This window comes from Mesorhizobium sp. L-8-3 (assembly GCF_016756615.1).
In the GTDB taxonomy this organism is placed as follows: domain Bacteria; phylum Pseudomonadota; class Alphaproteobacteria; order Rhizobiales; family Rhizobiaceae.
This window is the reverse complement of sequence record NZ_AP023262.1, coordinates 6,845,777-6,860,694: the sequence shown is the minus strand read 5'-3', so window position 1 is coordinate 6,860,694 and position 14,918 is coordinate 6,845,777. Positions and strand designations below refer to the sequence as shown.

Here is a 14,918-nt window from a genome sequence, read left to right as displayed (position 1 = left end):
TTGCGCGAAGCGATGTCCAACCGGCTCCATCTCCGATGAGCGAACAGTCAGCCATTGTCGGTACAAGCCTCGCCCCGGTCTCGCGGAGCGAGGAGCGGCTCGGCCTGCTGCTGGTGTTCCTGTCGGCCCTGACCTGGAGTTTCGGCGGGGCGATCGCGCGGTTCGTCGATGGCAACGACAGCTGGACCGTCGTGTTCTGGCGTTCCCTCTGGGCGGCCGCCTTCCTGGTGGGCTTCATGCTGTGGCGCGACGGTATCAGGGGGACGATGCAGCTCTTCCGCGGCATGAGTTGGCCCGGCCTGGCGGTTGCCGTCTGCTTCGGTACGGCGTCGAGCTGCTTTGTCGTGGCGCTCACCTATACGACGGTCGCCAATGTCTTGCTGATGCAGGCCGGCGTGCCGTTGATCGCGGCGCTCTTCGCATGGGTGCTGTTCCGCGAGAGGGTGTCTGTCGCGACCTGGGTGGCGATTGCGGCCGTCATTGCGGGCGTCGCCATCATGGTCTCGGAATCGCTCTCCGGCGACGTTTCGCCGATCGGCGGAGCGCTCGCTTTGCTGATCGCCGTCGTCTTCGCGCTCGCCACCGTGATCACACGGCGTTTCGCCCATGTCCGCATGACGCCGGCCACCTGCCTCGGTGCCGTCTTCGCCGGGCTCTTCGCCGCGAGCCAGGCGGAGGGCTTCGCGGTCTCGGCGCGCGACATGGGGTTCCTCTTCGCCTTCGGCGCGATCAATCTCGGCCTCGGGCTCGCCATGTTCGCTACCGGCGCCCGGCTGATACCGGCGGCGTTCGCCGCCCTGCTCAGCACCTTCGAAACGATCTTCGGCCCGGTCTGGGTCTGGTTGATCCATGGCGAGGTGCCGTCCGCGCGGACCATCGTCGGCGGTGCCGTGGTGTTCGCCGCGCTGCTCGTCCATATCGGTATGGAGTTCCGGCGGCAGGCGCGATCGCAAGCGACGGCGATGCCCGCTCCCCATTGACAAAATCGGGGCGGAACGGGCAGCTTATGGCATTGCCAACAACCAGACAGGTATATCTTGCCAATTGAAAACGCCGGCGCACTGGAAGCCGGAGCAAAGCGCGTAAATCGTCCTCTCGCCGCGGCGAAAGCCCCAGACGACCCCAATCCTTCCGCAGAATCCAGGGCCTCGAAGTTCATCTCGGCCGATCACGAAGCGGAATATACCGAATTCATCGAAAAACACCCTGACGTCGAGGCCGTCGAGTTCCTGCTCGTCGACCCCAACGGCGTGATGCGCGGCAAGTGGGCGCCGGGCGACGCGCTGAAGAAAGCCTTCCAGGAAGGCGTCAATTTTCCCATGTCGCTGCACGGCCTCGACGTCTGGGGCCGCGAGGTCACCGAGACCGGGCTGCATATCGAGACCGGCGACAAGGACGGCTACTGCCGGGCCACGCGCGGATCGCTCTCGGTTGTGCCCTGGGCCAAGCGCAAGACCGCGCAGGTGCTGTTGCAGACGTTTTCTCCCGAAGGCGAGCCCTTCATGGCCGATTCGCGCCAGGTGCTGAAGCGCAAGGTGGCCGAGGTTCAGGCGAAAGGGTTCTTCCCCGTGGTCGCCTTCGAGCTGGAATTCTACCTGCTCGATCCCGAGATCGAATGGACCGACGGCATGCCCGGACCGGTCGGCGCCACCGCCGGACCGGACAGGCTGCGCATGTACGGGCTCGACGACCTGGCCGAGCATGCCGAGCTCTTCGACATGATCCGCGATGCGGCGGACGCGCAGAAGCTGCCAATCGACACGATCATCAAGGAGGCCGCACCGGGCCAGTTCGAGGTCAATCTGAAGCACCGGGCCGACCCGCTGCGCGCCGCCGACGACGTCATCATGCTACGCCGCATCGTGCTCGGCTGCGCCCGCGCCCATGGGCTGACGGCGACCTTCATGGCCAAGCCCTTCCTCGAATATGCCGGCAACGGCATGCATGTGCATGCCTCGATCCTCGACCGGGACGGCAAGAACATCTTCGGCGCCAAGACCGGCCGCAAGACCCTGGAATCTGCGGTGGCGGGCCTGCTCAAGACCATGCCGGAATCGCTGCTTCTGTTCATCAACACCTGGAACGGCTTTCGTCGCATCACGCCCGGCTCCTATGCGCCGACGCGTGCCGTGTGGGCGGAAAACAACCGCTCGGTGGCGCTGCGCATTCCCGTGTCCAACGACGAGAACCGGCGTGTCGAGCACCGTATCGCCGGCGCCGATGCCAACCCCTATCTGGTGATGGCCGCGCTCATCCAGGGCATGGTCGAGGGCATCGAGAACGGCGACGTTCCGCCGCCGCCGGTCGAGGGCAACGCCTATGACGACGACGGGCCGTTCCTGCCCGACGACATGGACGATGCGCTCCAGCTCATGGAGAAGAGCAGCTTCGTCGACCGGGCGCTCGGCCCGCTGCTCGCCAAGGTCTATCGCGACCTCAAGCGGGCGGAGATCCTCGCCTTCTGGGGCGAGATCACGCCGCTCGAGCGCACGACCTATCTTTGATTTTTGGGCCGCCAGGGCGCTTGTCGCATCCGACAAAGGCCAATAGGCTTCGAAACGATACACCCGGCCGCGAAGGACCCAATGCGCGGCCGGGGAGGGGCAAAACAGAGGAGATTCCCATGATCCGCAAGGCGATCAGCCTTTCAGCTGTGGCCGTGGCCGCAGCACTTCTGCCGTTGCAGGCCGGCGCGCAGGAAAAGGTCGTCAACGTCTACAACTGGTCCGACTATATCGATGCCTCGGTGCTTGAAGACTTCACCAAGGAAACCGGCATCAAGGTCGTCTATGACGTCTTCGATTCCAACGAGGTGCTCGAGACGAAGCTGCTGGCGGGCGGCTCTGGATACGACGTCGTCGTGCCGACCGGCAACTTCCTGGCGCGGCAGATCCAGGCCGGCGTCTTCCAGAAGCTCGACAAGTCGAAGCTTCCGAACCTCTCCAACATGTGGGACGTGGTGTCGGAGCGGACGGCCAAATACGACCCGGGCAATGAATATTCGATCAACTACATGTGGGGCACGGTTGGCATCGGCTACAACACCAGAAAGGTGAAGGACGCGCTGGGGATCGACAAGATCGACAGCTGGGACGTCGTCTTCGATCCCGACAAGCTCTCCAAGCTCGCCGATTGCGGCGTCTATATGCTGGATTCCCCCAGCGACATCTTGCCGACCCTCTTCAAGTTCATGGGAATCGATCCCGAAACCACATCGGCCGACGATTTCGCCAAGGCCGAAGAGGCGATGCTGAAGATCCGGCCCTATATCCGCAAGTTCCATTCGTCCGAGTACATCAACGCGCTCGCAAACGGCGATATCTGCCTGGCCGTCGGCTGGTCGGGCGACGTCTTCCAGGCGCGTGACCGCGCCGCCGAAGCCGACCAGGGCGTGGTCGTCGACTATGTCGTGCCGAACGAAGGCGCGGAGATGTGGTTCGACCAGATGGCGATACCGGCCGATGCGCCGCATGTCGAGGAAGCCCACGCCTTCCTCAACTTCATCATGAAACCGGAAGTGGTGGCCAAGGCTTCCAACTTCACCTACTTCGCGAACGGCAACAAGGCCTCGCAGGAGTTCATCGAGAAGGACATCCTCGACGATCCGGCCATCTATCCCGACGCGGCCATGCTCCAGAAGCTGTTCACCGTATCCCCCTACGACCCCAAGACCCAGCGCCTTGTCACGCGCACCTGGACCAGGATCGTGACCGGGCAGTAAGGCAGCGAACCCCGGCAGCGCCGCTGCCGGGGTTTTCTTCGCGGACCACGTTCTTCGGCGGACACAAGGGGGACAGGGAACATGCAGTCACTCGGCAGCATTCGCAGGAGCTTCGCCCCCTGGGCAGACCCGGCCGCCAAGCCCTACATCTCCTTCGAAAACGTCACCAAGAAGTTCGGCGACTTCACAGCCGTCGACAACCTGTCGCTCGCCGTCTACGAGCGGGAGTTCTTCGCCCTTTTGGGCGCTTCCGGTTGCGGGAAATCGACGCTGTTGCGCATGCTGGCCGGCTTCGAGGAGCCCACCGGCGGCCGCATCCTTCTGGACGGACAGGACCTGCGCGGCATTCCGCCTTACCGGCGGCCGGTGAACATGATGTTCCAGTCCTATGCGCTCTTCCCGCATATGACCGTCGAAGCCAACATCGCCTTCGGCCTGAAGCAGGAGGGCATGCCGTCTGCCGATATCGCCAAGCGGGTCGCGGAGATGCTCAGGCTGGTCAAGCTCGAGCAGTTCGCCAAGCGCAAGCCGCACCAGCTCTCCGGCGGCCAGCGGCAGCGGGTGGCGCTGGCGCGATCGGTGGCCAAGCGGCCGAAGGTGCTGCTGCTCGACGAGCCGCTCGGCGCGCTGGACAAGAAGCTGCGCGAGGAGACGCAGTTCGAGCTGATGGACCTGCAGCAGAATCTCGGCCTCACCTTCATCGTTGTCACCCATGACCAGGAGGAGGCCATGACCATGGCCGACCGCATCGCCATCCTCGACAAGGGCGAGGTGATGCAGGTGGCGACGCCGGCCGAGATCTACGAGGCGCCGAAGTCGCGTTTCGTCGCCAATTTCGTCGGCAACATCAACATGTTCGACGGAACCATCACCGATCGCGACGCCGACGGCGCCAACATAGAAGGGGCGAACGGGCTGGCGATCCGCACCCGCAATCCGGGCGACGCGCAGCCCGGTACGAAGGTCTCCTATGCGGTGCGCCCGGAGAAGATCATGGTTTCCTCGCGCCGGCCCGATGACGTCGTCGCCAATGCCGCCGAAGGCGAGATCTACGACATCGCCTATCTCGGCGACATGACGATCTATCACGTCAGGCTCGCCGACGGACAGATGGTCACCGCCTCCGCGCTGAACAGCCAGCGTGTGACGGAAGATCCGCTGACCTGGAGCGATCGGGCCTGGATCTCGTTCCGGCCCGATTCCGGCGTCGTGCTGACGCGATAGGAGGACGGCCATGTCGAACGCAGCCGTTACCGAAAACGACATCGGAACCGCCGCGCCCTCGGGAGGCGTGTCGGCGGCGGTCTCCGCCGTGACGAGCCGGCTCGTCATCCTCGTCCCTTATCTGTGGCTGATTGTCTTCTTCCTCGTCCCCTTCGTGATCGTCTTCAAGATTTCGCTGTCGACGACCGCGATCGCGATGCCGCCCTACACGCCGGTGCTCGATTTGTCGGAAGGGATCTCAGGGCTGTTCGGCCAGTTTCGCGAGTTCAGCCTCGACAACTATGTCTTCCTGTTTGAAGACCCGCTCTATCGCAACGCCTACATCTCCAGCGTCATCATCGCGGCGATCTCGACCTTCGTGACGCTGGTCGTGGCATTTCCGATCGCCTATGCGATGGCGCGCGCGCCGGCGTCGCTGCGTCCGACGCTGATGATGCTCGTCATCCTGCCGTTCTGGACGAGCTTCCTCATCCGCGTCTATGCCTGGATCGGCATCCTCAAGCCGGAAGGCCTGCTCAACCAGTTCCTACAGGCGCTCGGCATCATCGATCAGCCGCTGCAGATCATGAACACCAATACGGCGATCATCATCGGCATCGTTTATTCCTACCTGCCCTTCATGATCCTGCCGCTCTACGCGACGCTGGAGAAGATGGACCATTCGCTGATCGAGGCCGCGCAGGATCTCGGCTGCCGGCCGGTCTCCGCCTTCTGGAAGATCACCTTTCCGCTCGCCGTTCCCGGCATCGTGGCAGGCTGCCTGCTGGTCTTCATCCCGGCCGTCGGCGAGTTCGTCATTCCCGACCTGCTCGGAGGCTCGCAGACGCTGATGATCGGCCGCACCTTGTGGAACGAGTTCTCGGCCAACCGCGACTGGCCGCTGTCCTCGGCGGTGGCGGTGGTCCTGCTGCTGCTTCTGGTCGTGCCCATCGTCTACTTCCAGAACGCCCAGGCCAAGGCGCAGGAGGCGGGACGATGAACGCCACATTGTCGCGCTTCAACATCGCCTCGCTCGTCCTGGGCTTCGCCTTCCTCTATCTGCCGATCGTTCTGCTCGTCGTGTTTTCCTTTAACGAATCGAAGCTGGTCACGGTCTGGGGCGGGTTCTCGACCAAATGGTACGTATCGCTCATGTCGAACCAGGCGATCATCGATGCCGCCTGGGTGACGATCCGCGTCGCGCTGATCGCGGCCACCGTCGCCACCGTGCTCGGCACGCTGGCGGCGATCGCGCTCACCCGCTACACGCGCTTTCGCGGACGACTGCTTTTCTCTGGCATGGTCTATGCGCCGCTGGTCATGCCCGAGGTCATCACCGGCCTGTCACTGCTGCTGTTCTTCGTGGCCGCCGGACTCGACCGCGGATTCCTCACGGTAACGCTCGCCCACATCACCTTCACCATGTGCTTCGTGACCGTGGTCGTCCAGTCGCGGCTGATCAGCTTCGACCGGGCGTTGGAAGAGGCGGCCATGGACCTCGGCGCGACGCCGGTCAGGACGTTCTTCCAGGTCACGCTTCCGGTGATCCTGCCGGCCATCGTCTCGGGCTGGATGCTCGCCTTCACCTTGTCGCTGGATGATCTGGTGATCGCCAATTTTACTTCCGGACCCGGAGCGACCACGCTTCCCATGAAGATCTACAGCCAGGTTCGGCTCGGCGTGACGCCGGAGATCAACGCGGTCTGCACGATCCTGATCGCCATCGTCGCCACGGGCGTGATCATCGCCTCCATCGTCAACAAGCGCCGCGAAGTCCAGCGCCAGCGCGACGAGCAGGCCGCGCAGCGGGGATAGGCAGGCGGTTTGACGGGACGCGGTTTCATCGTCGCCGACAGTACGATGAAAAGCGCCGCCGGAAACTGCTGTGGACCTTCTCGCGGGACAGTGGCTTAAACGGTACGCCGTGAGGCTGCGGGCAGCAGAAGCCGACCACCATTGTCCGCAGGTACGGTCGAGAGAGCCTATTCGGCGATCGAGATGCCCTGATGGGCAGGGGCAATAAAGGGGAAGAGCCACGAGCCGCCGACGAAGAAGCCGGCCAGCGATGGCGGCATATTGGCGTCCTGGGCCGCCGTCGCGACCGTCCCGGACAGCGCAAGCCCGCCACCGATCGTGGGGACGACGCCGGCAAGCGTGACGGTCTGAGGGCCGGCCTTGGCTTCGGCACGTTCGATACGCGCCATGCCCTTTGCGATCGTCGCCTTGAGTTCGACCGACGTCACCGGCAAAGTGCCTTTCGTCACCTCGCTTAGGGCGAAGAAGTCCCCTTTCTTGAGACGTTCGAGAAAGGCGGAGATGCTGAAGTTGGAGATCGTTCCCTGACCGAAGCTGGCGGTGATCGATCCATCCCCGGTCTTGAGCAGGTCACCCCAGCTCTTGCCCGGCCCTTTCAGGATAATGGAGACGGTGCCGCGCCCGCTGGGTACCACGCTGGCCGTCTGGCTCGCAGCCGCCAGCATGGCGCCGTCGATATCGGTGGCGAGCAGCCGTGCTTCGACCAGATTGTTGCCGGGCTGGCGATCGAGCCGGATGCTGGTCTGGATCGTGCCGCCGAAGGCGCGCGCATCCGAGATATCGAAGGCGGCCAGTCCCGGTTTGATCTGGGCGGAAGCGGCGACCTCCGCGAGCTTGATAACGCCGGCATTGGCGCTGGTGGCCGACAGCCGTAGATCGAGGTTGAAGCGGTCGGCGAAAGCGGTGTCGATTTCGTCGACCGTTGCGTTTACCGGATCCAGCGGTGTGAAGGCCGTGAGGAGGGAACGCAGATCCAGCGCGTCGAAGGCGAGCGATCCTGAAATCGTCGGGACGGCGTCGGTGAAGGAGACGTCGAGTACGCCCATGCCCGGATTCTCGTCGAGCACAACATCGGCGTCCGCCAGCTTGATCCTCTGCGCGTTGCCGGAGACGTCTCCCGACACAGCGAGCGCGCCGATGGCCGGCCCGGGCGCCGTGTTCGCCGTCGACCATTCCAGCATGCGCCGCAGCGAAGGCGACGAGAAAGTGACGGGTCCGTCGAAGAAGGTGTCGCCGGAAAGGTTGGCCGTGCCGTCGAAGCTCAGATTGGCCGGCGCTGCCTTGAGCTTGAGCGTGAGCGGGGCGGGTCCGCCGGCGAACAGGATCAGCGGTTTCGGCGTGCTGACGTCGATGGCCACGCTCTCGCCGCGCCAGATGCCCGTGGCCGAAAGCGAGCCTCGGCGATCGAGCGCCGGCCAGTTCACATTGCCCGAAATACCCGTGACCACCTCCTCGTCGACATCGCCGCGCGCCACGATGACGCGGCCGTCCACGAAATCGACATTGCCGAAGGGGTCTCTGGGCAGTGCCGTAACGTCAGGCGCGGCCGGGTTCGCGCCGACGACGGCGCGCGCGATCTCCACCGAGCGGGCAATCCGTCCGCCGCCGGGCGAGGCCGGCAGCAGGAGTTTGCCGCGCACGGGCGCCAGCCTCAATGTCGGGCGGATCAGCCGGGCGCCGGAGAAGACGATGTCGCCGCGCAGCGCGGCCAGGGCCGAAAGCTCGACCTCGACACGCTCGGCCACGATCACCGGCTTGCGCGACGGATCGCTCCAGCCCGACAGAGTGACATTGTCGAGAATGGCCCGGAACGGCCAGAACTCGATATCGGGGCCGGCACCCAGTTCGACCCGGTAGCCGCTCCATGCGCTCATCTCGATCGCGATTCGGTCGCGCACGATCTGGGTAGAGGCGATGAATGGCAGGGCAGCCAGGATGAGAAAAGCGGCGACGGCAATTGCTGCGGCCGCCCAGATGCCCTTCCTGACCAGACTTGATGGCATCCGTCCTGACGCTCCGAACCGGATCGCCGGCCAATGCCGGCTGCGATTCACTTGCATGCAGGGTTTAAAGCAGCATCGTGGCTTTTCAAGTCTCTGCCCGCGTTTCGCACATCCTATGCCGATTAATTGTCGCTGCGGTCGCCGCGCGCGACTTTCAAACGGTTTGAACACCTGACCCGTGTCGGATCGTCTTGCCCTGCCGCCGGGCGGCATGCATAACGACCGCGCCAATCTGGAGGACCTTATGTCAAACGCCGCCCCGCTCTGGATTCCGAGTGCTTCGCGCATCGCCAAGGCGCCCCTGACGGCCTTTGCCGCAGCGGCTTCGGCGAAAGCGGGCCGAAGCCTCACCGCCTATGCCGAGCTGCACCGATGGTCCATCGAAGACCGCGAGGACTTCTGGGACCTGATCTGGGACCATTGCGGCGTGATCGGCGAGAAAGGCGCACGCGTGCTGGCCGATGGCGACAGGATGCCGGGCGCCTCGTTCTTTCCCGAAGCGCGGCTGAACTTCGCCGAGAATCTCCTTCGCAAGTCGGGCAGCGACGACGCGATCGTGTTCCGCGGCGAGGACAAGGTGAGCCGTCGGCTCTCCTGGGACGAGCTTGCGGCGCTCGTCTCGCGCATCCAGCAGCTTTTCCTCTCGCTCGGCGTCAAGCCGGGGGATCGCGTGGCGGCGATGATGCCGAACATGCCGGAGACGGTGGCTGCCATGCTTGCAGCGACTTCGCTCGGCGCGATCTGGTCGTCCTGCTCGCCCGACTTCGGCGAACAGGGCGTGCTCGACCGTTTCGGCCAGATCGAGCCGGTCGTTTTCCTGGCGCCGGACGGCTACTGGTACAACGGCAAGGAGATCGAGGTGGCGCCGAAGCTGGCGGCGATCGTCGCGAAGCTGCCAGGCCTGCGCAAGGTTCTCGTCGTCGACTATCTGGGCAGGGCCGAGGCCGTCGCGGCAGACATCGGGGCACAGTCGCTCGAAGGGGCGATCGCTCCGTTCACGGCCGGAACGCCCCGCTATGAGCGGCTGCCCTTCTCCCATCCGCTCTATATCCTGTTCTCCTCCGGCACGACCGGCGTCCCGAAATGCATCGTCCATTCGGCCGGCGGCACGCTTGTCCAGCATCTGAAGGAGCAGCGCCTGCATGCCGGCATCAAGGACGGCGACCGCTTCTTCTACTTCACCACCTGCGGCTGGATGATGTGGAACTGGCTGGTCTCGGGCCTCGCCTCGGGCGCGACGCTGCTGCTTTATGACGGGTCGCCCTTTCATCCCGACGGCAACGTGCTGTTCGATTTCGCCCAGGCCGAGAAGATGACCTATTTCGGCACTTCGGCAAAATTCATCGACGCCGTCCGCAAGGCCGGGCTGGAACCGAAGAAGACGCACGATCTCTCGGCCGTCCGCACCTTGTCGTCGACCGGCTCGCCGCTGTCGCCGGAAGGGTTCGGCTATGTCTACGAGCACATCAAGGACGACGTGCATCTGGCCTCGATATCCGGCGGCACCGATATCGTCTCCTGTTTCGTGCTGGGCGTCCCGACCGAACCGGTCTGGATCGGCGAGATCCAGGGAGCGGGCCTCGGCATGGCGGTCGACGTCTGGAACGACGACGGCAAGCCTGTCGTGGGCGAGAAGGGCGAGTTGGTCTGCACCAAGGCCTTCCCGTCGATGCCGGTCTCGTTCTGGAACGATCCGAAGGGCGAGAAATACCACGCGGCCTATTTCGAGCGTTTCGACAATATCTGGTGCCATGGCGACTTCGCCGAATGGACGGCGCATGGCGGCATAATCATCCATGGCCGTTCCGACGCGACGCTCAACCCGGGCGGGGTGCGCATCGGCACGGCCGAAATCTACAATCAGGTCGAGCAGCTCCCGGAAATCGTCGAGGCGCTCTGCATCGGCCAGGACTGGGACGGCGACGTGCGCGTGGTGCTGTTCGTCAGGCTGGCGCCTGATGTCGCGCTCGACGAGGATTTGGAGAAGCGCATCCGCACGAAGATCCGGAACGGCGCGAGCCCGCGCCACGTGCCGGCCAGGATCGTGGCGGTCAGCGACATCCCGCGCACCAAGTCGGGCAAGATCACCGAACTCGCGGTGCGCGACGTCGTCCATGGGCGCGTCGTCAAGAACAAGGAGGCCCTGGCCAATCCCGAGGCCCTTGATCTGTTCAAGGACCTGCCGCAGCTCGCGGAATAGCGAGAAGCACCCATTTGCCCGGGCGGAGCGGCCTGCAGGCGGACAATTCATGCTTAACGAAAGGTGAAGCCGAAATTTACCGCGATTTCAGGACTGGCACAGTTTGGTAAATTGCGCTGCACTTCGGTAAGGACTTGTTAACGGACGGGGCCGATATTCCTGCGTAACTTGAGGCGGAAGCCTTCTTCCGGATACCGGAAACCAGAGTTCGCTCAAGCCGCGTTGTCACAGCAGACACATTGCTAGGCGTCCTTTCGGGACGCCTTTCTTTTGTGCGCCCAGCATGGGCGCACTCTTGTGGGTGAAAGTCCCACCGTGAGCTGGTCATGGCGAGCGAAGTGAAGCGCAACTGCGAGAGGGCGACCGATCGTGGGGAGGAAGCGTGGAGCGAAGCTGCGGGCCGATGAACAAGAACCGGATATAAGGCGCTGTCGAGCAGGGCGAGCGGGCAAAAGACCGCGAAGCTCTCGTGACCAAGGCGAGACGGCGTAGATCCGGCGGTCGTGCAGTGAAGGAGTGCGTTCTTACCTGGGGAGATCTCGCCTTGCGCCTGAAAGGGCGACGGTGTCGAGCCGGAGCGAGAAGTCAGCCGAGGTCGTAGTAGTCGGCGGTGTGATCGCGGACGAAGGACCGAACGAAGAGGAGTGTTCGAGGCAAGGACGATGCGGGAAGCTGGGCGTCAGATGTCCGCGCGAGCGGAGCGGTTCGAGGCAGGGCGCGGTGAAGCCGCGCCTCAATCGCACAGCGACGAAGCAACCTGCCCGCGTCCTTTACCGGAGAACATGGGGCCGGGGCTGCTTGAGGCGGCCCTGGCGCGCGAGAACCTGCAAGCAGCCTGGAAACGGGTGAAGGCCAACAAGGGCGCGGCCGGGGCGGATGGTCTGTCGATCGAGCAGACCGCGCTCCATCTGCGCACGGCATGGCCGGCGATCCGTGAACAGGTTCTGGCGGGGACGTACCGGCCCCGGCCGGTGCGACGGGTGACGATCCCCAAACCGGAGGGTGGCGCGCGTGAGCTCGGCATCCCGACGGTGACGGATCGACTGATCCAGCAGGCGCTGCTGCACGTGTTGCAGCCGCTTCTTGATCCCACCTTCAGCGACCACAGCCACGGCTTCCGGCCGGGCCGCAGTGCGCATGGGGCCGTGCTTGCGGCGCAATCCCATGTCCAGTCGGGCCGGCGGATCGTGGTGGATGTCGACCTGGAAAGGTTCTTCGACCGGGTCAACCACGACATCTTGATCGACCGTCTGCGCAAAAGGGTGCCGGACGAGCGGGTCATCCGCCTGATCCGGGCCTATCTGAACAGCGGCATCATGGACCATGGCGTGGTTCAGGAACGGGTAATGGGAACGCCGCAAGGCGGTCCTCTATCACCGCTCCTGGCCAATGTGTTGCTCGACGAGGTGGACAAGGAACTGGAACGCAGGGGCCATTGCTTCGTGCGCTACGCGGACGACTGTAACGTCTACGTTCGCAGTCGTCGGGCGGGCGAGCGGGTCCTGGCGCTCCTGCGGCGGCTCTATGGCGGGCTGCACCTGTCGATCAACGAGGGCAAGAGCGCGGTGGCCAGTGTGTTCGGTCGCAAATTCCTGGGTTACAGCTTTTGGGTGGCGCGGGGCGGAGCGATCAAGCGCCGGGTCGCCGACAAGCCGCTCAGGGCGTTCAAGCGCCGCGTCCGGCAACTGACCCGCCGTTCAGGCGGGCGCAGCATGCCGCAAGTGGCCGAGCGTCTGCGTGCTTACGTTCTGGGTTGGAAAGCCTACTTCCGGCTGGCGCAGACACCACGGGTCTTCAACGACCTGGGGGAATGGATGCGCCACCGGGTGAGGGCGATCCAGCTCAAGCACTGGAAGCGTGGCAAAACCATCTACAAGGCTCTGTCGGCCATGGGGGCCAAACCCGACGTGGCTCGACAGATCGCGGCGAACAGCCGTCGATGGTGGCGCAACAGCGGCTTGCTGCTCAACTCCGTCCTGACCTTGAAATGGATGGACACCCTCGGCATCCCTCGTCTCGCCTGACCTCAACTCTTCGAACCGCCCGGTGCGGACCCGCATGCCGGGTGGTGTGGCAGGGGTGCGTTCCAACAGGAACGCCCCCTATGCCGAATGGTGAATGGTGAATGGTGAATGGTGAAATTGTTATTAAAGGTTTTAAATTAGAATAAGTAAAGATATGAAGTATCTCTGTAGTAACATCGATCGAATCTGATATATTCCATTCACCATTCACCATTCACCATTCACCATTCACCATTCACAACGCCGCTTCCTGATCCCGCACCAGCGCGCCGGAAAGCAGAACCACCGGGATCAGCGCGGTGAGGATGATCAGGATGGCGGCAGGCCCGGCTTCGGCCACGACCGCGCGCGAGGCGTTCTCGTAAACACTGGTGGCAAGCGTGTTGAAGCCGAAGGGCCTGAGCAGGATCGTCGCCGACAGTTCCTTCACCGTATCGACGAAGACCAGCACGGCAGCCGTGACTATGGCCGGCCTGAGCAGGGGCAGGAGCACTTTGCGGGCGCTGCGCGCCGGGTTCTGCCCGAGGCTGCGGGCAGCCTCGTCGAGATGCGGCGGCAGTTTCTCCAGGCCGGACCGGATCGCGCCTTCGGCGAGTGCCATGAAACGGATCGTGCAGCCGAAGATGACGGCGGCGGCCGAACCGGTGAGCAGCAGGCCGGTCGAGAGGCCGAGTTGGCTGCGCGCGAAGGCGTCGACCAGATTGTCGAACCGGGCGAGCGTGAACAGCAGCCCGAGGCCGAGGATGGTCCCCGGCAGCGCGTAGCCCATCGAGGCGAGCCGCACCAGGAGGGCGATCGGCCGTGATCGCACCAGCCTCAACGCGTTCATCAGCACCAGGGCGATGACGACGGTGACGAGGGCGGTCGTTCCGGCCGTGGTGATCGAATTGATCAGCGCCGCGCCGAGTTCGGGCGAGACGAACTGGTCGAGCCGCCGGGAGGCGTAGCGGCCGAAGACGTAAAGCGGAATGCCGAAGCCGGAGAGCACGGGCAACGCCACGGCGACGAAGGCCAGGAGGCCTTTCGCGCCGGTCAGGCGGACCCGGGGCGGATGGGCCCTGAGCTGCGTGGCGCGGCTGGTGTGAAAGCGCTGCTTGCGGCGCGCCCATTGTTCGGCCAGCAGCAGAAGCAGCACCAGGATCAGCATCGTCATGGCGATCTGCGCCGCCCCTTCGAGGCTGCCGCGGTTCAACCATGTGGTGAAGACCGAGACGGTCAGGGTCCGCGCGCCGAGATATTCCGAGGCGCCGATGTCGTTGATGGTCTCCATCAGCACCAGGGTGATGCCGGCGACGATCGCCGGCCGCGCCACGGGCAAGAGAATGCGCCAGAACACCTTTGCCGGGCGGGCCCCGAGCGTGCGCGCCACGTCGGCGATGTTGCGGCCCTGCATCAGGAAGACGATGCGAGAGGTGAGATAGACGTAAGGGTAGAGCACGCAGCTCAGGACGAGCGCCGCGCCGCCCGTCGTGCGGATGTCGGGGAACCAGTAGTCACGCGCGCTGGCAAAGCCGAACAGCGAGCGGATGGCGCCCTGGACCGGCCCGGTGAAATGGAAGAATTCGGCGAAAGCGTAAGCCGCGAGATAGGGCGGAATGGCGAGCGGCAGAACCAGCGCCCAGGCGAAGATGCGGCGCAGGGGGAAATCGAAGCCGACCACGAGCCAGGCGGTCACGACCCCCATTGTCGCCGTGCCTGTGGCAACCAGCAGGAGCAGAAGCAGCGTCGTGCGGATCGCTCCCGGCAGCACATTGGCCACGAGATGCGGCCAGTCGCTGCCGCTTCCGGTGAGCGCGATCGAGGCCAGTGCCACAACGGGCAAGAGCACGGCGGCGCAGACGGCCAGCGTCGCGAGATAGACGTAAGGATGGGAGGGGCGCCGAACGCGCGGGCCCATGGTGCCGGAAGCGCCGCCCGTCGCGGCGGTCTGGTCGATTCCCGTCAATTCGAAA

Annotated in this window: 10 protein-coding genes; 8 read left to right on the top strand and 2 right to left on the bottom strand. The window is 64.4% G+C overall.

Translation table 11 applies throughout. The features are described 5' to 3' along the window. Positions 1-35: 35 nt before the first annotated feature. From JN302_RS31865 to JN302_RS31840, 6 genes are all read left to right on the top strand, one after another. On the top strand, positions 36-980 hold the full coding sequence (locus JN302_RS31865) for a DMT family transporter (protein WP_202330329.1): 945 nt from the start codon (positions 36-38) through the stop codon (positions 978-980). 177 nt (positions 981-1,157) lie between these two features. Beyond that, positions 1,158-2,504: a glutamine synthetase family protein gene (locus JN302_RS31860; RefSeq protein WP_244743658.1), complete on the top strand. Its 1,347-nt coding sequence runs from the start codon at positions 1,158-1,160 to the stop codon at positions 2,502-2,504. 119 nt (positions 2,505-2,623) lie between these two features. Beyond that, positions 2,624-3,721 (top strand): polyamine ABC transporter substrate-binding protein, encoded by a 1,098-nt coding sequence (locus JN302_RS31855; protein ID WP_202330328.1) that lies wholly within the window; start codon positions 2,624-2,626, stop codon positions 3,719-3,721. A gap of 81 nt (positions 3,722-3,802) precedes the next feature. Next, positions 3,803-4,945, top strand: coding sequence for an ABC transporter ATP-binding protein (locus JN302_RS31850; protein ID WP_202330327.1), 1,143 nt, complete (start codon positions 3,803-3,805; stop codon positions 4,943-4,945). Between the two features lie 10 nt (positions 4,946-4,955). Beyond that, entirely contained in the window at positions 4,956-5,924 is a 969-nt protein-coding gene (locus tag JN302_RS31845; protein ID WP_202308414.1) for an ABC transporter permease subunit, read from the top strand. Then, positions 5,921-6,739 carry an ABC transporter permease gene (locus tag JN302_RS31840; protein WP_202308412.1) on the top strand — a complete coding sequence of 273 codons (819 nt, stop codon included), beginning with the start codon at positions 5,921-5,923 and terminating at the stop codon, positions 6,737-6,739. Before JN302_RS31845 ends, JN302_RS31840 begins: the two co-directional genes overlap by 4 nt. A 167-nt stretch (positions 6,740-6,906) precedes the next feature. On the opposite strand, the gene JN302_RS31835 is transcribed toward JN302_RS31840, so the two are convergent. Further along, positions 6,907-8,742 carry an AsmA family protein gene (locus tag JN302_RS31835; RefSeq protein WP_202308410.1) on the bottom strand — a complete coding sequence of 612 codons (1,836 nt, stop codon included), beginning with the start codon at positions 8,740-8,742 and terminating at the stop codon, positions 6,907-6,909. Between the two features lie 244 nt (positions 8,743-8,986). On the opposite strand from JN302_RS31835, the gene JN302_RS31830 reads away from it, so the two are divergent. Both JN302_RS31830 and ltrA read left to right on the top strand, forming a co-directional pair. Then, positions 8,987-10,942, top strand: coding sequence for an acetoacetate--CoA ligase (locus JN302_RS31830; RefSeq protein ID WP_202315191.1), 1,956 nt, complete (start codon positions 8,987-8,989; stop codon positions 10,940-10,942). Between the two features lie 662 nt (positions 10,943-11,604). Further along, a complete protein-coding gene (ltrA, locus tag JN302_RS31825; RefSeq protein ID WP_202334516.1) occupies positions 11,605-12,966 on the top strand; it encodes a group II intron reverse transcriptase/maturase in 1,362 nt (453 codons plus the stop codon). Positions 12,967-13,201: 235 nt separating this feature from the next. Here the strand turns inward: ltrA and JN302_RS31820 are convergent, their stop codons facing one another. Beyond that, positions 13,202-14,911: an ABC transporter permease gene (locus JN302_RS31820; protein WP_342215884.1), complete on the bottom strand. Its 1,710-nt coding sequence runs from the start codon at positions 14,909-14,911 to the stop codon at positions 13,202-13,204. Positions 14,912-14,918: the final 7 nt, after the last annotated feature.